General features: G+C 63.3%; 22 protein-coding genes. 15 read left to right on the top strand and 7 right to left on the bottom strand.

What is annotated here, in order from left to right:
- The first annotated feature begins 6 nt into the window (after positions 1-6).
- The 10 genes from NCT03_RS28065 to derI all read left to right on the top strand — a co-directional run bounded on the left by NCT03_RS28065 (position 7) and on the right by derI (position 9,884).
- Positions 7-1,515, top strand: coding sequence for a glycerol-3-phosphate dehydrogenase (locus tag NCT03_RS28065; protein WP_250494736.1), 1,509 nt, complete (start codon positions 7-9; stop codon positions 1,513-1,515).
- A 15-nt stretch (positions 1,516-1,530) separates the two neighbouring features.
- On the top strand, positions 1,531-2,463 hold the full coding sequence (locus tag NCT03_RS28070) for a sugar phosphate isomerase/epimerase family protein (protein WP_250494737.1): 933 nt from the start codon (positions 1,531-1,533) through the stop codon (positions 2,461-2,463).
- Positions 2,464-2,473: 10 nt separating this feature from the next.
- Positions 2,474-3,496, top strand: a complete 1,023-nt coding sequence (locus tag NCT03_RS28075) for a dihydroxyacetone kinase subunit DhaK (protein WP_250494738.1) — start codon at positions 2,474-2,476, stop codon at positions 3,494-3,496.
- A complete protein-coding gene (dhaL, locus tag NCT03_RS28080) occupies positions 3,493-4,146 on the top strand; it encodes a dihydroxyacetone kinase subunit DhaL (protein WP_250494739.1) in 654 nt (217 codons plus the stop codon). The genes NCT03_RS28075 and dhaL overlap by 4 nt, the downstream gene beginning before the upstream one ends.
- A gap of 27 nt (positions 4,147-4,173) precedes the next feature.
- Complete coding sequence (locus tag NCT03_RS28085; RefSeq protein ID WP_250494740.1) at positions 4,174-4,830, top strand: DUF2291 family protein; 657 nt, start codon at positions 4,174-4,176, stop codon at positions 4,828-4,830.
- Positions 4,827-6,383 (top strand): sugar ABC transporter ATP-binding protein, encoded by a 1,557-nt coding sequence (locus NCT03_RS28090; RefSeq protein WP_250494741.1) that lies wholly within the window; start codon positions 4,827-4,829, stop codon positions 6,381-6,383. The genes NCT03_RS28085 and NCT03_RS28090 overlap by 4 nt, the downstream gene beginning before the upstream one ends.
- A gap of 27 nt (positions 6,384-6,410) precedes the next feature.
- Positions 6,411-7,505, top strand: a complete 1,095-nt coding sequence (locus NCT03_RS28095; protein WP_244830432.1) for an ABC transporter permease — start codon at positions 6,411-6,413, stop codon at positions 7,503-7,505.
- 69 nt (positions 7,506-7,574) lie between these two features.
- Positions 7,575-8,528: a D-ribose ABC transporter substrate-binding protein gene (locus NCT03_RS28100; protein ID WP_244830431.1), complete on the top strand. Its 954-nt coding sequence runs from the start codon at positions 7,575-7,577 to the stop codon at positions 8,526-8,528.
- Positions 8,529-8,626: 98 nt separating this feature from the next.
- The gene (locus tag NCT03_RS28105; RefSeq protein ID WP_244830429.1) at positions 8,627-9,388 is read left to right on the top strand and encodes a triose-phosphate isomerase; all 762 of its coding nucleotides are present in this window, start codon (positions 8,627-8,629) and stop codon (positions 9,386-9,388) included.
- A 43-nt stretch (positions 9,389-9,431) separates the two neighbouring features.
- Positions 9,432-9,884, top strand: coding sequence for a D-erythrulose-4-phosphate isomerase (derI, locus tag NCT03_RS28110; RefSeq protein ID WP_250494742.1), 453 nt, complete (start codon positions 9,432-9,434; stop codon positions 9,882-9,884).
- Positions 9,885-9,895: 11 nt separating this feature from the next.
- On the opposite strand, the gene NCT03_RS28115 is transcribed toward derI, so the two are convergent.
- Positions 9,896-10,849, bottom strand: coding sequence for a LysR family transcriptional regulator (locus NCT03_RS28115; protein ID WP_244830425.1), 954 nt, complete (start codon positions 10,847-10,849; stop codon positions 9,896-9,898).
- A gap of 103 nt (positions 10,850-10,952) precedes the next feature.
- Here NCT03_RS28115 and NCT03_RS28120 point away from each other — a divergent pair, with 103 nt between their 5' ends.
- The 3 genes from NCT03_RS28120 to NCT03_RS28130 are packed head-to-tail and all read left to right on the top strand — an operon-like array spanning position 10,953 to position 14,593.
- On the top strand, positions 10,953-12,068 hold the full coding sequence (locus NCT03_RS28120; protein WP_250494743.1) for an aryl-sulfate sulfotransferase: 1,116 nt from the start codon (positions 10,953-10,955) through the stop codon (positions 12,066-12,068).
- Between the two features lie 38 nt (positions 12,069-12,106).
- Positions 12,107-13,435 (top strand): uracil-xanthine permease family protein, encoded by a 1,329-nt coding sequence (locus NCT03_RS28125; RefSeq protein WP_250494744.1) that lies wholly within the window; start codon positions 12,107-12,109, stop codon positions 13,433-13,435.
- 54 nt (positions 13,436-13,489) lie between these two features.
- Positions 13,490-14,593 (top strand): porin, encoded by a 1,104-nt coding sequence (locus NCT03_RS28130; protein WP_250494745.1) that lies wholly within the window; start codon positions 13,490-13,492, stop codon positions 14,591-14,593.
- Positions 14,594-14,627: 34 nt separating this feature from the next.
- Here the strand turns inward: NCT03_RS28130 and dacB are convergent, their stop codons facing one another.
- The gene (gene dacB / locus NCT03_RS28135; protein ID WP_350030180.1) at positions 14,628-16,295 is read right to left on the bottom strand and encodes a D-alanyl-D-alanine carboxypeptidase/D-alanyl-D-alanine endopeptidase; all 1,668 of its coding nucleotides are present in this window, start codon (positions 16,293-16,295) and stop codon (positions 14,628-14,630) included.
- A gap of 431 nt (positions 16,296-16,726) precedes the next feature.
- On the opposite strand from dacB, the gene NCT03_RS28140 reads away from it, so the two are divergent.
- Both NCT03_RS28140 and NCT03_RS28145 read left to right on the top strand, forming a co-directional pair.
- Complete coding sequence (locus NCT03_RS28140; protein ID WP_284503499.1) at positions 16,727-16,990, top strand: NAD-binding protein; 264 nt, start codon at positions 16,727-16,729, stop codon at positions 16,988-16,990.
- Positions 16,991-17,153: 163 nt separating this feature from the next.
- Entirely contained in the window at positions 17,154-18,563 is a 1,410-nt protein-coding gene (locus NCT03_RS28145; RefSeq protein ID WP_250494746.1) for a DEAD/DEAH box helicase, read from the top strand.
- Positions 18,564-18,636: 73 nt separating this feature from the next.
- On the opposite strand, the gene NCT03_RS28150 is transcribed toward NCT03_RS28145, so the two are convergent.
- From NCT03_RS28150 to NCT03_RS28170, 5 genes are all read right to left on the bottom strand, one after another.
- Positions 18,637-19,842 (bottom strand): MFS transporter, encoded by a 1,206-nt coding sequence (locus tag NCT03_RS28150; protein WP_250468365.1) that lies wholly within the window; start codon positions 19,840-19,842, stop codon positions 18,637-18,639.
- A gap of 97 nt (positions 19,843-19,939) precedes the next feature.
- On the bottom strand, positions 19,940-20,896 hold the full coding sequence (locus NCT03_RS28155) for an N-carbamoyl-D-amino-acid hydrolase (RefSeq protein ID WP_250494747.1): 957 nt from the start codon (positions 20,894-20,896) through the stop codon (positions 19,940-19,942).
- Positions 20,893-22,419 (bottom strand): dihydropyrimidinase, encoded by a 1,527-nt coding sequence (gene hydA / locus NCT03_RS28160; RefSeq protein WP_250494748.1) that lies wholly within the window; start codon positions 22,417-22,419, stop codon positions 20,893-20,895. The genes NCT03_RS28155 and hydA overlap by 4 nt, the downstream gene beginning before the upstream one ends.
- Entirely contained in the window at positions 22,401-23,174 is a 774-nt protein-coding gene (gene cuyB / locus NCT03_RS28165; protein WP_250494749.1) for a cysteate racemase, read from the bottom strand. The genes hydA and cuyB overlap by 19 nt, the downstream gene beginning before the upstream one ends.
- Positions 23,171-23,848, bottom strand: a complete 678-nt coding sequence (locus NCT03_RS28170; protein ID WP_250494750.1) for an aspartate/glutamate racemase family protein — start codon at positions 23,846-23,848, stop codon at positions 23,171-23,173. Before NCT03_RS28170 ends, cuyB begins: the two co-directional genes overlap by 4 nt.
- Between the last annotated feature and the right edge of the window lie 209 nt (positions 23,849-24,057).

The raw sequence follows: 24,057 nt of genomic DNA on the forward strand, positions 1-24,057 counted from the left end.
GCTGAGATGAGCGAGAAGGATAGGGTGGACCTGTGTGTCATCGGCGGCGGCATCAACGGCGCGGGTATTGCGCGCGATGCGGCGGGCCGCGGACTCTCGGTGATTCTGTGCGAGAAGGACGATCTCGCGCAGGGCACGTCGTCGCGTTCCGGCAAGCTCGTGCATGGCGGGCTGCGTTACCTCGAATACTACGAATTCCGGCTCGTGCGCGAGGCGCTGATCGAGCGCGAAGTGCTGCTCAATGCCGCGCCGCATATCATCTGGCCGCTGCGCTTCGTGCTGCCGCATAGTCCGGGTGATCGTCCCGCATGGCTCGTGCGCACGGGCCTCTTCATGTACGACCATCTGGGCGGCCGCAAGAAGCTGCCGGGCACGCGTTCGCTCGACTTGTGGCGCAATCCGGAAGGCGCGCCGATCAAGGACGAGTACCGGCGTGGCTTCGAGTATTCCGATTGCTGGGTCGACGACGCGCGTCTCGTCGTGCTGAGTGCCGTCGATGCCGCCAAGCGCGGCGCCGAAGTGCTCACGCGCACCGCATGCATCGGCGCGCGGCGCGAGGGCAATGCGTGGCGCGTCGAACTGCGCGACACGCGCACGGGATCGACGCGCGTCGTGAACGCACGCGCGCTCGTCAATGCGGCGGGACCGTGGGTATCGGATGTCATCGGGCGCGCGGGCGCGAAGTCGACGCGCAAGGTGCGGCTCGTGAAGGGCAGTCATATCGTTACGCCGAAGTTCTGGGACGGTCCGCACTCGTATCTCGTGCAGAACCACGACAAGCGCGTGATCTTCATCAACGCCTATGAGGGCGACAAGGCGCTCATCGGCACGACCGATGTGCCGTGGGACGGCGCGCCGGAAACCGTGCAGATATCGAACGAGGAAATCGATTATCTGCTGACGGCGGTGAACCGCTACTTCAAGCATCCGTTACGCAAGCAAGACATCGTGCAGACGTTCTCGGGCGTGCGTCCTCTCTACGACGACGGCAAGGGCAATCCGTCGGCGGTCACGCGCGACTACGTGTTCGATCTCGACGCCAGCGGCGGCGCGCCCTTGCTGAATGTCTTCGGCGGCAAGATCACGACGTTTCGCAAGCTCGCCGAACATGCGCTGCAAAAGCTGCAGCCGACCTTCCCGAAGATGGGCCCCAACTGGACTTCATCGGCGACGCTGCCGGGCGGCGACATGGAAGGCGCCGACGTGCCGCGCTTCATGGCGAGTCTGCAAAGCCGCTACGAGTGGCTGCCGCGCAATCTGCTGCGCTATTACACGCAAACCTACGGCACGCTGACCTCGCAGGTGATCGACGGCGCGACCTCGCTCGCCGGTCTCGGCCAGCAGTTCGGACCGAACTTCCACGAAGCGGAAGCGCGCTACCTGATGTCGCACGAATGGGCCGAGTCGGCGGACGACATGCTCACGCGGCGCACCAAGCACGGCTTGCACATGAGCGCCGCGCAGAAGTCCGCGTTCGAAGCCTGGCTCGACGGCCTCGTGCGTAAATCCGCTTAAAGACACGAGACGAACATGGCATTCACGCTTGCACTGAACACGAATCCGCTGGTGAACCGCTTCGCCGAACCGGGCGACCTGATCGACACCATCGCGCACGACATGAAAATCCGCGACGTGCAGTTGACGCACGAGTTCATCAATCCGTCGTGGCCGGCGGCAACCACGCGGCGGCTCACGCGCGAGATGCGCGCGGCGATGACGCGCACCGGCGTGCGGATCACCTCGGGCATGACCGGGCCGTATGGCCGTCTGAATCACTTCGGTCACCCGGATGCAGACGTGCGCCGCTACTACATCGACTGGTTCAAGTCCTTTGCGGATATCACCGCCGATCTGGGCGGCGACTCCATCGGCACGCAGTTCGCGATCTTCACTTACAGGGATTTCGACGATCCGCAACGGCGTGACGCGCTGCTTCAAACCGCGATCGATTGCTGGGCCGAAGTCGCCGAGCATGCCAAAGCGGCCGGCTTGAAATACGTGTTCTGGGAACCGATGTCCATTGCCCGCGAATTCGGCGAGACCATCGCCGCGTGCATGGCGCTGCAAGACCGCCTGAGCGCCGCGAACATGGCCATTCCCATGTGGATGATGGCCGACATCGACCACGGCGACGTCACCAGTTCCAACCCCGACGACTTCGATCCCTATGCGTGGGCGCGCGCCGTGCCGCGCGTGTCGCCGATCATCCATATCAAGCAGTCGTTGATGGACAAGGGCGGACATCGCCCGTTTACCGCGGATTACAACGCGCGCGGCCGCATTCAGCCGGAACCGCTCATCGAGGCGCTGCACGCGGGCGGCGGGCGCGACAACGAAATCTGCCTGGAACTCTCGTTCAAGGAACGCGAGCCGACGGATCGGCAGGTCGTCGCGCAGATCGCCGAATCGGTGGCGTTCTGGGCGCCGCATTTCGACACCGGCATCGCCGATCTCAACATCTGAGGAGTCAGACATGCCAGGCACGATGACACAAAAGCTGATCAACGATGGCGATGCCGCCGTCGACGAGATGCTCGAGGGCGTCATGGCCGCGCACGGCGATCTGCTGACGCGCAGCGACAGCGCGCCCCGGGCGATCATCGCGCGCAACGGGCCGCGTGAGGGCAAGGTGGCGTTGATCATCGGCGGAGGATCGGGACACGAGCCGACGTTTCTGGGCTTCGTCGGCCGCGGTCTCGCCGATGCCGCCGTGATCGGCAACGTCTTCGCTTCGCCGCCGCCGCAACCGGCCGTCGATGCCGCGCTCGCCGCGCATGGCAACGCGGGCGTGCTGTTCATGTACGGCAATTACGCGGGCGATGTCATGAACTTCGACATGGCGACCGAACTGCTCGAACTCGACGGCGTCGAGGCGCGCACCGTGCTGACCACCGACGACATCGCCTCCGCGCCGCGCGACAAGCGCGAGACGCGGCGCGGCGTGGCGGGCAACGTGTTCATCTTCAAGGCAGCGGGCGCCGCGGCGGACCTGATGATGCCGCTCGGCGAGGTGGAGCGCGTCGCGCGCCATGCCAACGCGCGCACGTACACGCTCGGCGTGGCGCTCGCGCCTTGCTCGCTGCCGCAGACGCGTCAACCGAACTTCAAGATCGCCGCCGGCGACATGGAAATCGGCATGGGCATTCACGGCGAACCGGGCATGCGCCGGGAAGCCTTGCGCACGGCCGACGACATCACCGACGAAATCATGGATGCGATCCTCGCCGAGATGGGCGCGGCCAAGGGCGACCGCGTGGCGGTGCTCGTGAATTCGCTCGGCTCGACGCCGCTCATGGAGCTTTACATTCTCAACCGGCGCGTTTCGCAGCGCTTGCAGGAGGCGGGACTCGTCGTGCATCGCACGCTCGTGGGGCCGCTGTGCACATCGCTGGAAATGGCGGGCGCGTCGATCACCGTCATGCATCTCGACGATGAATTGCAGCGCCTCATCGATCATCCGTGCGAGTGCGCGATGTTTCAGCAGAGGGCCGCATGATGTCCGCGCTTTCCACCGCCGACAACGCGCAACTGTTCCGCGAACTCGCGAGCACCATCGCGGCGGCGCGCGACGAACTGTGCCGGCTCGACGGCGTGATCGGCGACGCGGACCACGGCATCGCGATGGAACAGGGCTTTTCTGCCGCGTCCAGGGCCATCGAAGCATTACCGTCCGACTGCACGTTCGCGGATCAGTGGAACGCCGCGGCCAAGGGTTTTCTCAACGCGGTCGGCGCATCGTCGGGGCCGCTTTACGCAACGGCGTTCATGCGCGCGGCGAAGGCGGCGGGTGCGCGTCAGGCATTGCCGCTGAACGAAGCGCCGGGGTTGATCGTCGCGATGGCCGAAGGCATCCGGTCGCGCGGCAAGGCGGAAGTCGGCGAAAAAACCATGGTCGATGCGTGGGCGCCTGCCGCCTCGGCAGCCGAAGAAGGCATGGCGGACGGCTTGTCCGTGAGCGACATCCTGACGCGCGTTCGCGAAGCGGCGAACGCGGGCGCGGAATCCACGAAGGCGATGGTGGCGACCAAGGGAAGATCGGCGCGCCTCGGTGAACGCAGCATCGGTCACATCGATCCGGGCGCGGCCTCCGCCGCGATGGTCATCAACGTGATTGCAGAAAACTGGGGAAGACATGACACGCACTGAACGAATGGACAGCCGCGAGGTGAGCCAATGAGCGCAATGACTCCGTCGATCAAGCATCAGGGCAAGCGCGGCATGCGCGTTGTGATCGGCGTCGTGCTGCTGGCCATTTTGCTGATCGCGATGGCCATGAGTACCAAAATCGTGAAGATCGGTTCCGGCGCCGATACGCAGACCAAGGAATTCGAGCCGGAAGCCTACGGCAAGAAGCAGTTTCCGAAGACGCAGGCCGCGATAGAAAAGCGCGCCGTCGATGCGGCGGCGCTGGCCGCCGCCATCGCCAAGGATCAGGACGCGGCGGGCAAGCAATACGGCATCGCGGGCGGCGGCATCGGTCCTGAAATGTCGGTGAAGTTCTCGGGTGTCGCGGGCAAGGAAGACTCCGGCGTGTACGAAGTCAAGGTGCCGGGCCTGCCCGATTCGCTCGTCATACGCGTGCAGACTGGACCGGCGATCAACGGCACCGACTTGCGCGATGCCACGGGCGACATCAGCTTCGGGCAGTTCACGAATCAGATCGACTACCAGAACGCCGGTTACGCCATCAACACGGAGATGAAGAAACAGGTTCTGTCGAAGGTCGATACCGCCAAGTTGACGGGCAAGACAGTCGATGTCGTCGGCGTGTTCCAGCTGATCAATCCGAATGGCTGGCTCGTCACGCCTGTGAAGCTGGACGCGAAATGAGCACCATCAATTCAACCAACGAACAGGGCGCGGCGAAGGATGGCGTGCTGCTGTCCGCGCGCGATGTCGTCAAGTCGTATGGCGGCGTGCATGCGCTCAAGGGCGTGAACTTCGAGATTCATCGCGGCAAGGTCACGACGCTCTTCGGCGAAAACGGCGCGGGCAAGTCGACGCTCATGAAAATCCTCTCCGGCGTGGAAAAGCCGACCTCCGGAGAAATCGAGCTGGATGGCGAACGCGTGGCGTTCACGTCATCGACGGATGCGCGCAATCACGGCATCTCGATCATTCATCAGGAACTGAGTCTCGCGCCGAACCTGAGCGTGCGCGACAACGTCTTCATGGGCCGCGAGCTGCGCACGCCGACCGGCGTCAACTTCGCCGAAGAAGCGCGGCAGACGCGCGCGCTGATGGAGGAACTCGAAGAAGACGTCGACCCCATGACGCTGGTGCGCGATCTGCGCCTCGGTCAGCAGCAGGTCGTCGAGATCGCGCGGGCGTTGTCGGTCGATTCGCGCATCCTGATCATGGACGAACCGACTTCGGCGCTGAGCGCATCCGAAGTGGAGGTGCTGTTCAAGGTGATTCGCGACTTGACGAGCCGGGGCGTATCGATCGTCTACATCTCGCATCATCTGGAAGAAGCATTGCAGGTCACGGACTATGCCGTGGTGCTGCGCGATGGCCGCATCACCGCGACGGCGGAGCGCAAGGACATCGACCTCGGATGGATCGTGCGCAACATGGTGGGCGAGAACTTCGACCTCGGCTCGCCGCCGACCGGCTACGAGTTCGGCGAAGTCGCGCTCGATATCGACGATGTCAGCATCGCCGATGAATCCGGCTCGGGCGTGTCCGTGGTCGATCGTCTGTCGCTCAAGGTGCGCGCGGGAGAGATCGTCTGCATCTACGGACTGATGGGCGCGGGCCGCACGGAACTGCTCGAAGCGGTCGCGGGACGCACGCGGCTGCCGGTGACGGGCGGAACCATTCGGCTCGAAGGCGAGAGCATGGCGGGGCTGAGTATTGCGCAGCGCATTGGCCGTGGGCTCGTGCTGGTGCCGGAAGATCGTCAGCGCGACGGCCTCGTGCCGACGATGAGCGTCGGCTCGAACTTGTCGCTCGCGAGCATCCGATCTTTCGTGAAGGGCATCTTGATGTCGCCGCCGGTCGAGCGTGAACTCGTCGGCCAGTCGATCCGCAACGTGCACGTGAAGACCTCGGGCCCGGGCGCTTCGATCCGTTCGCTGTCGGGCGGAAATCAGCAAAAGGTGGTGATCGGCAAGATGCTGGCAACCGGACCGCGCGTCATTCTGCTCGACGAACCCAGTCGCGGCATCGACATCGGTGCGAAGTCGGAAGTCTTTCGTCTGCTCGCCGAGAACGCGAAGAAGGGTTTGGCCGTTGTGTATTCGACGTCGGAAGTGGGCGAATGCCTGAGCGTTGCGCATCGCATCATCGTCATGCGGCGCGGAAAGATTTCCGCGGAATTCGGCCCCGACGCCAACAAGGACGACATCATGGCCGCCTCCGGCGAAGCCGTGGTCGCCTGAATCAGAACATGCCTGGAGACATTGAACATGAACGACGCCGCCAAAACATCGACTCGCTCCGGATCGTCCGGCGAAGGGTTCGACCTCGGCAAAGTGCTGCTCGAAGGACGCGCGTTCTTCGCGCTGATCGCCATCATCATCATCTTTTCGTTTCTCTCGCCGAATTATTTCGCAGTAGAAAACTTCCTTACGATGGCCTCACACGTGGCTATCTACGGGATTCTCGCGATCGGCATGCTGCTCGTGATCATCAACGGCGGCATTGATTTGTCGGTGGGTTCGACGCTCGGGCTGTCGGGCGTCGTCGCGGGTTTTTTCATGCAAGGCGTGACGCTCAACATGTTCGGGGTCGTCATGTACCCGTCGGTCTGGGTCGTGGTGGTGCTGTGCTGCGCGCTCGGCGCGTTCATCGGGCTCGTGAACGGCATTCTCATTGCGCGCTTCAAGGTGCCGGCTTTCGTCGCCACGCTCGGCGTGATGTACGTGGTGCGCGGTTTCGCCCTTCTCATGACCAATGGCCTCACGTACAACAACCTGGGCGGTCAGGCGGACCTGGGCAATACCGGCTTCGACTACCTGGGCTTCGACCGCTTGTTCAACGTGCCGGTGGGCGTGCTGATTCTCGCGATCATCGCGATTCTCGGCAGTATCGCGCTCAATCGCTCGGCCTTCGGGCGCTGGCTCTATGCGTCCGGCGGCAACGACCGCGCGGCGGAATTGTCGGGCGTGCCCGTGAAGCGCGTGCTGATCAGCGTGTACATGCTGTCGGGAATGTGCGCGGCTATCGCGGGACTGATTCTTTCGTCGCAGCTCACGTCCGCCGGGCCGACCGCGGGCACGACCTACGAACTCACGGCCATCGCGGCGGTCGTGATCGGCGGGGCATCGCTGATGGGCGGCACCGGCAACATTCGCGGCACGTTGCTCGGCGCGTTCGTGATCGGCTTCCTGTCCGACGGGCTCGTGATCATCGGCATCTCGTCTTACTGGCAAACGGTATTCACCGGCGCGGTCATCGTGCTCGCGGTGTTGCTCAACGCCATTCAATATCGCCGCAAGGTCAAGCGTCCGACGCCGACCGGCGGCCCACTGGCTTCTCCGCAAGGCGGCGGCAAGGCATAGCCCGACCTCCGGCACGCGAGAAGAATATCGAAGTCCTGCGCCAACACCAACCCAAGAAAGAGACACGCCATGACTATGAAGAGAAAGACCTTGATCCTTGCGGCCCTCGCCGTGGCTGCGCCCTTGTTTGCGAGCCAGGCTCAGGCGGCGGGCGGGCTGATCAGCATTATCGTCAACGATCCCGCCAATCCGTACTGGCTCGCCGAAGGCAACATCGCGGCGGCGGAAGCCAAGAAGCTGGGCTATAGCGCGAACGTGTCGGCGTCGAAAGGCGACACGAACACCGAAAGCCAGCAGATCGACACGGCCATCACCAACAAGTCGGTTGCGATCATTCTGGATCCGGCCAATGCGAGCGGCTCCGTCGGCGCCGTGAAGAAGGCGATTGCCGCGAACATTCCGGTGTTCCTCGTCAACGCGGAAATCAACCAGCCGGGGCTCGCGAAGGCGCAGCTCGTGTCGAACAACGCGCAAGGCGCGGCGCTCGGTGCTCAGCAATGGACGAAGGATGTCGGGTCGAAGGGCAACTATGTCGAATTGCTCGGCTCGCCTTCGGACAACAACGCCGCGACGCGGTCCAACGGCTACAAGTCGGTGCTCTCGCAGTATCCGGATCTGAAGATGGTCGGCTCGCAAGTGGCCAACTGGGATCGTACGCAAGGCTTCAATGCGACGCAGAGCCTGCTGCAGGCGCACCCGGATGTGATCGGCGTGATCAGCGGCAACGATGAAATGGCGCTCGGCGCGATTGCGGCGCTCAAGCAATCGGGCAAGCTGAAGAACGTGAAAGTCGGTGGTTTCGATGGCTCGCCGGCCGCGGTCGAGGCAGTGAAAGCGGGCGAGTTGCAGTACACCGTGCTGCAACCGGTCGCGGAGTTTTCCGCCAAGGCCGTGCAGGAAGCCGATCAGTTCCTGAAGACCGGCAAGACGGGCGCCGCCAGCGAAAAGCAGTTGTTCGACTGCGTGCTGATCACGAAGGCGAACGTGTCGAAATACACCGCGCCGTTCGTGCTTTCGAAGTGACCTAGCAGGCGTTTTCATCCGCGCGCCGGGCGGGCATAAGGCACGTCCGGCGCATGACGCGGCCTCATTTGCAAGACACACTGTCCGACAACCTAACCATGTCTGATACCCCGTTCTGGGTCGGCACGAGCTGGAAGATGAACAAGACCCTGGCGCAAGCGATCGCTTTCGCCGAGGGTTTGCTCGCGAGCCCTGACGACCCGCGAATCCAGTGCTTCGTGATTCCGCCGTTCACCGCGATTCGCGAAGTGAAGTCGATTCTCGCCGAGACCAATGTCAAGGTCGGCGCGCAAAACATGCATTGGGCCGAAGAGGGCGCGTGGACCGGCGAGATTTCCCCGCCGATGCTGGTCGATTGCGGCATGGATCTCGTCGAACTCGGCCATTCCGAACGGCGCGAGCACTTCGGCGAAACCGACGACACCGTCGGACGCAAGGTCGAGGCCGCCGTGCGTCACGGATTGACGCCGCTGATCTGCATTGGCGAAACGCTCGCCGACAAAGAGAGCGGACGCGCTGCGGACGTGTTGGCCACCGAGGTGCGCGGCGCGTTGGCGCGTCTTTCTCCTGAACAACGAACGGCGCCGATTCTGCTCGCGTACGAGCCTGTATGGGCTATCGGCGAGAGCGGCATTCCGGCTAGTCCCGAATATGCGGATGCGCGTCAAGCCGAGATCAGCAAAGTGGCGGAGGAAACGCTCGGGCGAAGCATTCCCTGTTTGTACGGCGGCTCCGTCAATCCGGGCAACTGCGCGGAACTGGCCGCGTGCCCGCACATCGATGGACTTTTCATCGGCCGTTCGGCGTGGAGCGTGAGCGGCTATCTGGATATTTTGAAACGCGTCGGCGCGGTGCTTTGACTTGGCATGCGCCACCTGCATCGAACAATCGACGGAGATACTCATGAAGCTAGCAATTGGTGGAGACAGCGCCGGAGTGGGACTTGCACGCGTGCTGGCGGATTATTTGAAGGACCGCTTCGAGGTATTCGAGGTGTCGCGCAATGAGGCGAGCCCGAACGAGTTTTACGCCAATCTCTCGGACCGCGTGGCCTCTGGTGTGATGAGCGGCGAATACGATCGCGCGATTCTCGTGTGCGGGACGGGCATTGGTGTAAGCATCTCGGCGAACAAGGTGCCGGGCATTCGCGCCGCGCTGTGCCACGATACTTATTCGGCGGAACGCGCGGCGCTTTCCAACAACGCGCAGATCATCACGATGGGCTCGCGCGTGATCGGACCTGAAGTCGCGAAGACCATCGCCGATTCGTTTCTCGCCAATTCCTTCGACGAGAATGGACGCAGCGCGGGCAATGTGAAGGCGATCAACGAGCTCGACGACAAGTATCATCGCTAGGACAGTGCTCGCTAGACCCGTGCGCCGCGCTTGCGCACGGGGCGCGTCGACGTGTGAAAGCGGTCCTCGGTTTGCTCGATAGCCTGTCCGAGAAATTGCAGGAACATGCCCATCGCGACCGTGGTCGTCAGATCGGAGCGTTGATACAGGCAACTGGACGATTGCGCGCCCGCATCGGCGAGCGGCGTCCATGCGAGCTTGCCCCCGGCGACGTCTTCCGCGACATTCTCCGCAATCAGAAAGCCGATGCCGATGCCATCCGCCACCAGCCGGCGCACCATGGCGACCGAACTGGTTTCGACGAGCGGTCGCGCATTGCGCCGGTCGCGGTGATCGATTTGATCGACCATCGCGCGCAATTCGGTATCCGGCGACATCAGGATGAGCGGATAGCCAAGGCAGTCGCGTAGTCGCGGACGTCGCTGGAGTTTCGTGAGCGGATGTCCCGGTGGCGTGACCACGCCGAGGTGCTGCACGTATGCGCGCACTTCCACGACGCCGGGCGGCGGCTTGCGACGCAGGCCGTAGCCAATGTCGGCCTCACCGGTCTCCACCCACTTCAAGATGTTTTCGCCGTTACCCGAACGCACGCTGTAGGTGACGCCCGGATAGCGCGTCATCGCGGCCTGAATCGCGCCGGGCACCAGATACTCCGCCGACGAAGGCGACACGGCCAGATTGACGTGTCCGCGCCGCAGCGAGCGCAAGTCCTCGACCTGAGTCATCGCGTTGTCGAAATCGCGCTGACCGCGCCGCACGGCCGCGATGATGATCTCGCCCGCCGTGGTGAGCTGCATGCCGCGCGGCAAGCGGTCGAAGAGCGGCGAGCCGACCTGTTCTTCCAGATTGAGGATCTGCTGATGCACCGCAGCCGCGGTCAGATGCAGCGATTCGGCCGCCTTGCGGATGGAACCGCGCCTGACGACTTCGTCGAAGCAACGGAAGGTCTGTGATATCGGACGCATGGCTTACCGTATGGATTTTTCTGACGACCCGTTTAAAACAATCAGGTTTTACTGACGCGTGGAATAGCCTAAATTTTGCTCCATCATCTTAACGGAGCAAACCGTGACTACCACCGTCGATCAAATCACCCAGCGTCGCCGCGGCGTCGGGCTCATAGCGCACGACCCGAACCTGTCCGCTGGCGGCTATACACTGATCGCGCCGCAAACGGCAGGCGGGCGCGTGTTTCTCGTCGATATGCGTGGCGAAGTTGTGCATGAATGGCAGATGCCGGTGCGCCCCGGCCGTCATGCGGTGATTCTCCCGAACGGCAATCTCGGTTACAACGGCAATCATGCGGATTCGGAAGATCGATATGCGCCTTGGTCGATGTGGCACGGCGGCGATTTTTACGAAGTCACGCCGGAGGGCGAGGTGGTGTGGCGTTACCAGGACCCGGCGCATCATCACGACGCGCAGTGGCTGCCGAACGGAAACCTGCTGTACGCCGCGTGCGCGCCGGTGCCCGCGGGTTTCGCCGATCGCGTGCCGGGCGGCACGGCGCATGGTCCGGACGAGCCCATGTTCGCGGACGTGATCCGCGAAGTGAATCGCGCGGGCGAACTCGTGTGGGAATGGAAAGCCTGGGAGCATCTCGATCCGAAAGACTTTCCTATCGCGCCGGGCTTCGGCCGTTATCACTGGCCGCTCGTGAACGGGCTCGGTGTGAATGCGCAAGGCGAGGTGCTGATGAGCTTGCGCACCACGTCGGGCATTATCGCGGTCGACCGTCGAACGGGCCACGTGACCATGCATATCCCACCGGACGTGGTTTCGCATCAGCATGCGCCGGTCGCGCTCGCCAACGGCAACATCCTCACGTTCGACAACGGCAACTTTCGCGCGGGCGCGCACGTGGCGTTCTCGCGTGTGCTGGAGATCGATCCGTCGACGCACGAAATCGTATGGTCTTACGCCGACGACATGGTCAACATGTTCTACAGCGCGTTCATGGGCAACGCGCAGCGGCTCGCGAACGGCAACACGCATATCACCGAATCGGCGACGGGGCGTCTTTTCGAAGTCACGCCTGCAGGCGAAGTGGTATGGGAATACGTGATTCCGTGGTTCGCCGAATACCCGGACGAAGCGGCCCGCAAGACAGGTCCGGGGCAATTGAACAGCGTCTTTCAAACCTTCCGCTACCGCCGCGAGCAATTGCCGTGGTTGCCTGCTTGAGCGCCGTGCGCCACGCGCTTCGAAACCATGGGGGTCTCGTGAAAGCTGAATCCGCCACGCATGATGTCGACGCGCGTTTGCCCGCATGGCAACTCGCGCTATTCGGTCTGCAACATGTGCTGTCCATGGCCGCATCGCCCGTTACGGCGGTCTTTCTGATGTCGCGCATGTTGTCGCTGCCAGCCGAGATGACCGTGCATCTGATCGGCGCGACGTTCTTCGTGTGCGGCGCCGGCACGATCTTACAGTCGCTCGGCGCGGGGCCGGTGGGCGCGCGGCTGCCATTCGTGATGGTGCCGGGCGGCGCGCCCGCGATGCTCTTCGCCGTCATCGCGATGCAAACGGATCTGCGTACCGCGGCGGGCGCGGCGATCCTCACCAGTCTCTTCTACTGGATCGTGCTGCCGGTATTCGCGCGCTGTCTGCGCTTCTTTCCGCGCGTGGTCGTGGGCGCCATGCTGCTGCTCGTCTCGGTCAGTCTCATCCGGATTTACGCCGGAATCGTCGTCGGGCAGCCGGGGACGCCGGGCTTTGCGCGGCCCGAGGCGCTCGGACTTGCGCTGCTGACCATCGTGGCCACGCTCGCGGTCGCGCGTCTCTTCAAGGGCACGCTGGGCAGGCTCGCGGTGCTGCTGGGTCTTGTCATCGGCACGTTCGCCGCCTGGGCAATGGGTTCGATGTCCCTAAGCGGCCTCTGGAGCGGCCCACTCTTCACGTGGCCGATGCTATTGCCCTTCGGCATGCCGCGCTTCGACGTGCTGGCCGCGCTTCCCATGCTGATCTTCAGTGTCATTTCGATGGCCGAAGCCACTGGACAGACGGTTGCCGTCGGCGAGATCACGGGCAGGAAGATCGACGTTCGCCGCGACGTACCGCGCACGATTCGCGGCGATGCGCTGGCGTCGCTGATCGGCTCGTTGCTCGGCACGTCGCTCATCATCACGAGCGCGGAGAATATCGGCGTCGTGCAGACCACGCGTGTGCGGTCTCGCTACGTCACCGCGACGGCGGGCGTGATGCTGATGCTCATCGCGCTGTTCGTGCCGCTCGGACGCCTTGCCTACGCGATTCCGGCGCCCGTGGTCGGCGGCACCGCGCTGATCGTCTTCGCGATGATCGGCGTGATGGGGATCAACCTGCTCGGCAAGGTCGATCTGCAAGCGCGCGGCAATCAGTACACGCTGGCTGCGGCGCTCGTGATGGGTCTGTTACCGATACTCGTGCCCAACGTCTATGCAGCGCTTCCCGGCTCGCTGCAGATCGTGATGGGTAACGGCATGGCGGCGGGCACGCTGACGGCGATCATCGTCAATCTCATATTCGGCGCGTGGCGTCTCGCGCCGGTGGAGAAGGTTCAGTCAACCTGATTTCCGGACTTTCGAGCTCAGGCAGTTCTCCTTCTAACGCTCCTCCCAGACAGCATGACAACAAAAACTCATCGCGCGACACTCGTCGCGGGTTTGACCACGCTCGTCGTTTCGCCGCTGGCATTCGCGCAAAGCAGCGTCACGTTATACGGCAGCATCGATTCGGGTATTGGATACGTGAGCAATTTGCGCGGCTCGTCGGCTTATATCGCGCAGCAAGGGACCCTGCAGGCGGACCGCTTCGGCTTTCAGGGTGTCGAGGAAATCGGCGCGGGGCGCTCGGTGCTGTTCAGGCTCGAAAGCGGTTTTGTCACGACGACGGGTGCATCCGCCAGCAGCACGACGTTCTTCAATCGACAAGCCTATGTCGGAATGTCCGACGCGACGCTCGGCACGGTCACGCTCGGGCGTCAAACCGACTGGAACTTCGACTGGCTCGGCTCGGTTTCGACAGCGCAGTTGCTCGGCGACTTTTCCGCGTTTCATCCAGGCAATCTCGATGGTCTCGGCAGCACGCTTCCCGTGCAGTTATCGAGCACGGTCAAGTGGAAGAGCGCTGCTTATCGCGGCCTGAGCGTCGGCGCGCTTTATGGATTTCCGGGCGCATCGGCCAGCAATACCAACGGGCGGACGATCGGTTTCGGTGGAAACTATGCCAATGGTCCGCTCAAACTGGTGGTGGTGTATTCGGAGTACCGCGACCGGCTGCTGCCGCTATCCAGCGGGCTCGGGCTGACTTCGTTCGAAGGCCAGACGCTCGCGCCCGGCGCCACGTTCAATGCGAGCCAGGTGCGGGAGATGGGTATTGGTGGCTCGTACCGGTTCGAGCGCGTCACGCTGCATGCGCTCGCAACAGATATGCGCATCGCGTCCAAGGGCGGCAGCGAACATTTTCGCAGCATCGACGGCGGCGCGAATCTGCGCGTGACACCCGCGGAGGAAATCGGCGTGGGCGCATGGACAGCGACGCTCGGCGCGCGTCGCTGGACGCAATTCACGGCGGCCAATGTGTATTCGCTATCGAAGACAACCCAGCTTTATGCCGATGTGATGTTCGAAACGGCGGGCGGCGGCGCGGTGGCCAATACGCTTGGCATCGGGGCGGCTTCGGGTGGGAAGCAGGTGGTGTGTCTCGCCGGGATTCATCATCTGTTCTGACAATAATCGATCTTTCGGCACGGCTTGCGCCGCATCATTGCAGTTTCCAGATTTGCGCCGCGATCTCGCCTTCGTCCTGGAAAGCATCGAGGATGGTTTCCAGTCCCACGAACGGCACGTTATTCACGGTCAGGAAGAAGGCAAGCCGCCGGCCGCTCTTTGCATCGATATACCCCGCAAGCGCCTGTGACTTGAGAAGCGGCACGGGCGGTGTGGTGTTGCTCAAACCGCCATACGTGCCGGTCTTGGCGTAGACACGACCCTTGGCACCGGCTAGCGTCGGATCGGCCTCGAAGCCGGTGACGGTCGTGAGCGAGCCATCGACGCCGAGTACCGGCAAAGTATCGACGTATGTCGCATAGTCGGGCTTGAGCCGCATGGCGCGCAGCAGCGTGATGACAGCCTTCGCGTTCGCGGTGGTATCGCCGCCGCCGCTGCCGTCGATGAAGTGATACTGGTCCGGCGAAATGCCGAAGGTCGAAGACAGTTCGCCTTGTTCGGTCGTAAGCGCCGTGGCCATGGTGCGCGAGCCGTTCTTCGCCAGTCCGTATTGCATCAGCGTAATGTCCGCGCCGATGTTGTAGCTGACCTTGTTCACGAAACGCAGATCCTGCGCATACGGAGCGGCGGTGAGTTGGGCGACGCGTTGCGCGCTCGAATAAGAACCTTGCGCCGGCAAGGATGCAACCGGATTCGCCTTGACGGGCGCGGCCGTCACGGTCACGCCCGCGCGTGCGAGCGCTTCGATCAGCACCGTGCGCGCATACGTGGAGGGATCGGTGATGCGAAACGTCTGCACCAGCGGATACGCGCCGGTCAGCGCGGGCGGAACCCCTGCCGGCACCGTGCCGCTCATTTCGCCGACACAGGTAGCCTGGCCGATACAGTTGAGCGGCTCATCCGGGAATGCCTGATTGAGCACGACGGCAAAGTCCGACGTCGGCGCACCCGTGATGAGCGTCGATTGCACCGTGAACGCCGCCGACTGGGGCCGGTACACGAACGGCAGCAGCGCACCTTGCGCGCTTGCGCTGAAGGCGACATCCACGAGATCGTCGTTGACCAGGATCGGCGTCACGTTGAATTCATCGCGGAAGTCGAACGCGTCGAACAGACGATCGTCGATCACCACATCGCCATTGACCGTCTTGATGCCCGAGGCGGCGACCTGCGCGGCCAGCGCGTTGTAACCGGCGAGCGGATCGGGCGTGGTCAGTTGCGCGTTGCCGACACTATTGGCTTCGTTGTGATCGAACGCGGTGAGCGCGATCGTTCCGTCCGGATTCGCGCGACCGCCCATGGTGAGATCGCCGCTCGCGACGAGTACGAGATTGCCGGTGAGCGTGCCGTTTGCATCGACGGTGCCTTGCTTGTAGACCGGCGTCACCAGTCGATGCTGCGCACCGATGACGTCGAGCGCATTGGCTGTGGAGAAGAGCTTACGCACGGACGCGATGAACACCTGTGAGCCCGAGTCGAGATCGTAGATGACATGTCCGGAATCCAGATCGACGACCTGCATGGTCCACGTCGCGCCGCTGTACGCAGGCTTTTTCATCACCTGCATGATGGTGTCGGGCACCGTGGTATCGGTATGGTCCGAGCCGCCGCACGATGCCAGCAACACGGCGGACGCCAGCGCCATGCAGCGCGTGAGGGTCGGTTCCATCAAAGGCTTGATCGCCGAGCGGAAAGACATCATTGCGTCGTATCCTTTTTGGTTGTAGCGCAATGCGTTGAGAGTCGCCGCTTGGAGGAAGCATTTGACCGGACATCGGTCGCGGGTGATCAGGGCGGGGACGTTTTTTGCGGTGCCGATGCAAATATAAGTTAGGAAGGCGGGACTGACTACGTACTCCCATACACGAACTGTGCGATGACGAACAGAGACGCGGCCGTCCGAATGTTCTGCGGGAATGGAAACGACCGGATAGCCAACACGTTCGCGTCGCGGTCAGGCGTTGCACGTGCCCCGACACCTTGCATGATCGTTCCGCCAGGCTCCCGTCATGCTGAACCCGACTGCTCCACGCGCTTCGAACGCTTCGCCGCTGACGGTTTCGCAGCGAGTTTCGGCACAGCGTCCGGACTTGTCGCGACGAGCGCCCTAATGCCGGCGGTAAACCTGACGATCTGAATACGTCGTTCGGCAGCCGGTCGTATCAAGTCTATTCGGCGAATATCGCGGATGGACACTACGAACCGGGGTTCAAGGCATCGCTCGGACTGAAGGATCTGCGACTCGCGTCTGAAGCCGCGCAAGAACTGGGCGCCGCGTTGCCGATGCTTGCCGCCGTCTACGAACGGATGACTGAAACCGTCGCGGCGGGATTGGGCGAGCGAGACTGGTCGGCCATGGCGAAAGTCACCATCGAGAAACCACGCACCGAGAAGTGAAGGGCGTCACTCAAGGCGCTTCCTGCTGCATGAGCGCTCCTTACCGTTGGATTCCGTCGACGTCCTGTAAGAGACTGCCGACGCTGCTCGCTGTCGATATGGCTCAGCGCATGCAACGAGCGCCGTAACCGCTAAAATTGCGGTTTTAGCCCGGAATACCTGCATGTCGTTTGCCTCGCTTGGCCTGATCGATCCGTTGCTGCGCAACCTGCAGAAGCTCAATTACCAGACACCCACGCCGGTGCAGGTCAAGGCGATTCCTGCTGTGCTCGGTGGCCAGGACGTCATGGCCGCCGCGCAGACCGGCACGGGCAAGACCGCGGGTTTTGCGCTGCCGCTGCTGCAACGGCTGGTGCAACACGGGCCGGCCGTGTCGAGCAATCGCGCGTGCGTTCTGGTTCTCGTGCCCACGCGCGAACTGGCTGAACAAGTGCTGCAAAGCTTTATCGATTACGGCGAAGGCCTGGACCTGCGATTCCTGGCCGCGTATGGCGGCGTGAGCATCAATCCGCAGATGATGGCCTTGCGCAAAGGCGTCGATGTGCTGGTTGCCACACCGGGCCGTTTGCTGGATCTGAATCGCCAAAATGCGGTGCAGTTCGATCGAGTACAGACGCTAGTGCTGGATGAAGCCGACCGCATGCTCGATCTGGGCTTCGCACGCGAACTCAACGCCGTGTTCGCCGCCTTGCCCGCAAAGCGTCAGACGCTGCTGTTCTCCGCCACGTTCTCCGATGAAATCCGCACGATGGCCGCGAGCATTCTGCGCAGCCCGGTGAATATCAGCGTTAGCCCGCCCAATGCCACGGCCAGCAATATCAAGCAGTGGGTGGTGACGGTGGATAAGAGGAACAAGCCTGAACTCTTCATGCACCTCGTGGCCGAGAACAAGTGGGAGCACGCGCTGGTGTTCGTCAAGACCCGTAATGGCGTCGACTATCTGGCGGCCATGCTGGATGAAGCGGGCTATTCGGTCGACACCATCCACGGCGACAAGCCGCAACCCGCGCGTTTGCGTGCACTCGAACGCTTCAAGACCGGCGAAGTCCATATGCTGGTCGCCACCGATGTGGCTGCGCGCGGACTGGATATCGACGACCTGCCTTTGGTCATCAACGTCGATCTGCCGATCGTGGCGCAAGACTACGTGCACCGCATTGGCCGCACCGGCCGCGCGGGCGCGAGCGGCGTGGCGGTGTCGCTCGTATGTGCCGATGAAGCGCCGCAACTCGCCGCGATCGAAGCGCTGATCCGGCAAACGCTGGTACGCCGGGAAGAACCAGGTTTCGAAGCCGAGCATCGCGTGCCGCAAACCAGCGCGACGGGCGAGATCGTCAAAAAACCTAAAAAGCCCAAAAAGCCGAAAGTGCCGCAGATTACGCCGGGCGCGGCGCCGGTGCCCGGCAAGAAGTCGCGCCCGCAGGGTGGCGATAACAAGCGCAAGCCTGTGGCACAACAAGACACAGGATTGTCCGGCGTCAATCCGTTTAGCGTGAAGAAGCCGCGTAGCAAATCCGGCAGCAAGCCAGCCGCGGTTGCAGGTAAGCCGGCTGGCGGGCGTGGCAAACGCTAGCTCTCGTCGGGGTGTGATCGGTCTCGCGATGCATCCCGACCGCCGGCCAGCGTCTTCCGCCTGTCACGTCCGCTCACTCCAACTCCACACCCTTCAACTCCGGAATCAGCACGACAGTCGCGACGACATCGACGATATAGATACAAGCCAGCGCCGCGATGGCCGTGCCAAACGAGTAATAGCTCGCCACCGCGCCGATCGCGAGCGGTCCGAACCCGCCGACCGCGCGGCCGATGCTCCACAGCACATTCTGCGCGGTGCCGCGTGCATGGGTCGGATACAACTCGGCCATGAGTGCGCCATAGCCGCCCATCATGCCGTTTACGAACACGCCGACCACCATGCCGCCAATCAGTAGCGCCTCGGGCGTCGTCATGCGCGAGTAGACGAACACCATGACGAGCGCGCCCAACTGATAGATCACGAAGGTAGGCTTCCTGCCGATTCTGTCCGCGAGCTGCCCGAAGATCCAGATGCCGACCAGCATGCCGAGAATCGACGCCGCCGTCCATGTCGCCGACTTGGCGAGCGTGAAGCCGAACGCCTTCGTCAGATAGCCCGGCATCCAGATGATGAGACCGTAGTAGCCAAAGTTCTGCACCGAACACATGACGATCATGCCGATGCTGCGGCGTCGCGTTTCCCGATCGCGAAACAGCGTCTTGAGGGGAAATTCGTGCCGTCTCCTGATTGCTTTCTCGATGAAGATCTTCGGTTCGCCAATCGCCTTGCGGATGACGAACGACAACACGGCGGGCGCGAGTCCCACGAGAAACATGCCGCGCCACCCGATATGCGGTAACAATACCGGCGTCAGCAGCGCGGCGATCAGCACGCCGATCTGCCAGCCCATGCCGACATACGAGGAGACGCGTCCGCGCTTTTCGGCGGGCCACGCCTCGATGGCGAGCGCCATGCCGATACCGAACTCGCCGCCAAGTCCCAGGCCCGCCACGAAGCGATACGCTAGCAGGTCGTGGTATCCGGTCGCGAAAGCGCACAGACCGGTGAACAGCGCAAAGAGCAGAATGGTGTAAGTGAGCACGCGCACGCGGCCGAGATAATCGCTGAGTATCCCGAAGCCGATGCCACCCGCGACGCCGCCGACGAGCGTCCACGTAACGAGCGAGCCCGCTTGCGCGGAGCTGAGTCCGAGGTCCGCCGAGATGAGGCTCAGCATGAAGCCGAGGATCAGCAGGTCGAAGCCGTCCATGGCGTAGCCGGAAATCGATGCGACGAGCGCGCGCACGTGCGGCGGTCCGAATATCGATTTGTCCATGGCGCTTTGTGGCGAGCTGCCGTAAGACGCCGGCCGTGCCGACGCCGATGCATCTTGCGTGATGTCGTCGTTCATGTGTGGTCTCCCCGTGGACGCCTTAATTGAGCGCGTCCGGATCGTGCGGCAGCGGCGCGCCCGCGCCGGTGCGCTCGACGATCAGCCCGTAATGTTCCGGCCGCCGATGCTTCGCGAAGTTGAAGACGTGCTCGCGGAACGTGTCGCCGAGCGCGAGATCGACGTTCGCGAAGATCACCTCGTCGTCTTCGCTCATGCTTTGCGCGGCGATCTCGCCCGAAGGCGCGACAATCACCGAGCCGCCGATCATATGAAAGCCGTCTTCCTTGCCGCATTTGGCGGCGGCGGCAATCCACATCGCATTCTGATAAGCGCTCGCCTGCAACGTGACGAGATGGGTATGCATGCGCAAATGGACCGGTTCGGGCCAATGAATGTTCTCGGACGGCGTGTTGTAGCCGAGCACGCCGAGTTCCGCGCCTTGCAGCGACATCGCGCGCCATGTTTCCGGCCAGCGGCGGTCGTTGCAGATGCACATGCCGAGGCGCGCGCCCATCGTGTCGACGACAGGAAAACCCGAGTTGCCCACCGCGAAAAACTTCTTCTCCAGATGCTGGAAAGGCGCGTCCGGCTTGTGCTCCGAATGCCCCGGCAAATGCGTCTTGCGATACTTCGCGACGATCTTGCCGCTGTCATCGACGATGATCGACGTATTGAAGCGCTCGCCTTGCGCCGTCAGTTCCGCATAGCCGAGATAGAAGCCGATGCCCGCGTCGCGCGCGGCGTCGAAGAGCGGCTGTACGTCGGGATTCGGCATCGATCGCTCGAAGAAGCGTTCCATGGCCGCTTCCTCGCTCATCCAGTAGCGCGGAAAAAACGTGGTGAGCGCGAGCTCCGGGAACACGACCAGCTTTGCACTGCGCGCTTTCGCTTCGTGCAGCATGGCGACGAGCCGCTCGACGACCGCCCGTTGGTCATCGGCGAGGTGGACCGGTCCCATTTGCGCGACGGCCAGGCCGATTTTGCGTGACTTGCTCATGACTTCCTCTTTTGTTCCGGGTGTTGATGTTCGGGGTATCCGAAAGACGGGTGGAGAGCGCCTGTCTCGGCGTCGGCAAGCGCGCGGAAGAACCGGCCGCTCGCGGAGACTTCGCGCGTGGCCTGATAGGGCAACGGCGTCGAGCGTGCAATGAAGCGGCCGCTGCCCGGTTCGGCATAAAAGCCGGCGTCATCGACGATCACGCGGCCCGCGCTCACCACCGTGCGCGGCCAGCCCGTTACCTTCGTCCCCTCGTAGGGCGTGTAGCCCACGCGATCGTGCAATGCGGAGGCTGTCAGCACGACTTCATGGTGCGGGTCCCAAACCGCCATGTCCGCATCCGCGCCCGCTTCGATCAGCCCTTTGCGCGGCGCGATGCCGTACATGCGCGCATGATTCGTCGAACTCAGCGCGACGAACTCGGGCAGCGTCATGCGCCCCTTGTGAATGCCTTCGGAGAACAGCAGCGGCAGGCGCACTTCGAGTCCGGGCATGCCGTTGGCCATCTGCTTGAACGTGGTGGCTTCGCCATGCGGCAGCTTGCCGGATTCGTCGAAGCGATACGGCGCATGATCCGACGACACCGTCTGCAACACGCCCGCCTTCAGCGCCGTCCACAAGGCTTCTTGAGCGTTCGCGTCACGCAGCGGCGGGCTGCAGCAATACTTCGCGCCTTCGACGCCGGGAACGTCCATCGCGTCTTCGGTGAGCAGCAGATAGTGCGGACAGGTCTCGCCGTACACTTGCGCGCCCATGCGCTGCGCCGCGCCGATGGTCGCGAGCGCGTCCTGCGCGGACACGTGAACGATGAGCACGGGCGCGTCGAAAAGCCTGGCGAGCTGGATCACGCGATTCGTCGCTTCGGATTCCGCCAGCGCCACGTGACTCGTCGCGTGGTACTTCGGCGCGGTGCGGCCGCTTTCGAGCAGCTTTTGCGAGACCCAGCGGATCACGTCGTTGTTTTCGGCATGTACCATCACGAGCGCGCGTTCGCGTGCGGCGAGAGCCAACACGTCGAGCATCTGGTAGTCGTCGATCTTCAATTGATCGTAGGTCATGTAGACCTTGAACGACGTGATGCCCCGGCGAATCTGCTCGACGAGATCTTCCTGAAGCGTGCGGTGGTCCGTCTCCGAGACAATCAGGTGATAGCTATAGTCGATCACCGACTTTGCCCGCGCGAGCGCCGCGTAGTCGTCGGCCACTTGTTTGAGCGATTGTCCGCGATGCTGCGCGGCGAACGGCACGATCATGGTGGTGCCGCCGTGGGCCGCCGCGACGCTTGCGGAGTACCAGTCGTCGGCGCCCATGATTCCCATGCCCGAGCGTTGCTCGACGTGACAGTGCGTGTCGATACCGCCCGGCAGCACGTAGCGTCCGGTCGCGTCGATATCGCGTTTGCCTGCGGGCAGGCCGCGCGCCACTTCGACGATCCGGTCGCCGACCACGCCGACGTCCGCCTCGAAGACTGCCTCGTCCGACGCGACGAGTCCATGACGTATGGTCAGATCAAACTGCTGCATGTCTTTTGTCCGCTTGAGAATTCAGAGGTGTTGGTTCGCTCGCGCGCGGCGAGCCACCAGTCGACGCTTGCACGCGCGAGCGCTTCGGTCGGGTCGATTGCGGGCACGTCGAGCGCAACGCCCGCCAGCGCCACCGGAATTTCCGTGCACGCCATGAGCAACGCGTCGGCGCCGCGATCGATCAGTGCATGAGCGGCGCTTTTGAGCCACGCACGCGCTTCGTCGATTCTCCCGCCTTTCACGGCGGCGATTGCGCCCATGACCTGCGTCGTCTGCGACATCTGACCCGGTTCGATCGCGTCTATGCCGCTTGCAGCCAGTTGATCGTGATAGATGCGCGCTTTGAGCGTCGCTGTCGTCGCGAGCATGCCGACTCGCCGCGCACCGGGGCACGTCACCGCAAGCGCTCGAAGCGCTGCCTCGCCGATATGCAGCACCGGCCGCATCGTCTCCTGCGCAAGCCGCTCGTGCCAGACGTGCGCCGTATTGCAAGGAATCGCGATGGCCGCGCAACCGGCCGCTTCGAGCGTGCGCAGGCCGTCGAGCAGATGCGGCCAGGGCGCGTCCGATCCCGCGAGAAAGGCCGTGCTGCGATCGGGTACTTGCGGCACGTTATGCACGATGACCGGCATATGCTCTTGATCGGACGCGGCGGGCGTCGCCTGTATCAGCTTGACGAGAAAGTCGGCGGTGGCGAGCGGCCCCATGCCGCCAAGCACACCGAGACGCGGAAGCGCAATGAGTGCGGCGTTCATGTCGGACGCCATGGGTCCTGCCGCTCGCGACAGATGGCGAAGGCGAGCGAGGCGGCCGTCGAGCACGGATCGATTACCGGCACGCCGAGCGCCGCTTCGATATCGGCGCGAAGCGGCGTCATGCCCGCGCAGCCGAGCACGATGACATCGGCGCCATCTTCGTCACACAGCGCGCGGCCGGTCGCGATGAGCTTGTCGAGCGCGGCGTCTCGGTTGCCCGATTCGGCCACGCCAAGATTCACGGCGCGTTCTCCCGCGACCGTCTGTGCGATGCGCGCCGCATGATAAGACCGCCAGTGACGCGGCATGCCGTGCGCGCTCGCCGCGATCACGCCGATGCGCGACCCGCGCGCAAGCGCGACGCCCATGACCGCGGCACCGATGCCGAGCACCGGCTGTTGCGTGAGTTCGCGCGCGGCGTGCAAGCCGGGATCGCTGTAGCACGCGATGACGAACGCACTCGCCGACGCTTCATGCCGCGCGACGTACTCGGCCACGGCGACGGCGGCGCGGTCGGCATCGCGCTGGGTTTCGATGCCGCCGTCGACCGCGAAAAGCGTCTCGAAGCAAACGGGCGCGTCGTCCGCGCCTCGAAGCGCGCACACGGTCTTTTCGATCTCGCGCGTGACGGTGGCGAGACCGTTCGGATTCAGGAAATGGATAAGCTTGGGCATGGCTCGGATCGACTCTCTTCGCGGGGCTCGACTAGAACGAACCATAGCAACGTCGATATTCGCCGTGAAATAGTTCAAATTTCGTATCCCATAGACGCGCTGCATGGATTCGTCGCGCGGCGGTGCCCGCGCTACACTGCGGGCGGTTCACTTACATCCGAAAGCGGCGGCGCGGCAACATGACGGCGCGATGAACAACGACCAAGCCC

The organism is Caballeronia sp. GAWG1-1 (assembly GCF_023631465.1).
Classification (GTDB): Bacteria; Pseudomonadota; Gammaproteobacteria; order Burkholderiales; family Burkholderiaceae; genus Caballeronia.